The organism is Streptomyces azureus (assembly GCF_001270025.1).
GTDB lineage: Bacteria > Actinomycetota > Actinomycetes > Streptomycetales > Streptomycetaceae > Streptomyces > Streptomyces azureus.
In genome coordinates, this window is sequence record NZ_DF968358.1 from 1 (window position 1) to 211 (window position 211).

The following is a 211-nucleotide window of genomic DNA, read 5'->3' on the forward strand; positions in this document are numbered from 1 at the left end:
CGAACTGCGGGCTGTCCGCGGCCTGCCCGGCTGTCAGGACGAACGACAAAGGTCGACGCCTGCGGTCGGCAGCGAGGTGAATCTTGCTGGTCAGTCCACCACGGGACCTGCCGAGCAGGGCTTCCTTCAGGCGGAGCCTGCGTCGGCGGCGGACGCGTCGGCGTTCGGTCCGCTCGGGCTCGTTTCCTCCGTCACGCCCGTTCTGTTCCGC

At 69.7% G+C, this 211-nt stretch carries 1 pseudogene; it reads right to left on the minus strand.

Annotated elements, in window-relative coordinates:
• Positions 1 to 211, minus strand: a pseudogene (locus AOQ53_RS41750) (hypothetical protein); the annotation flags it as partial.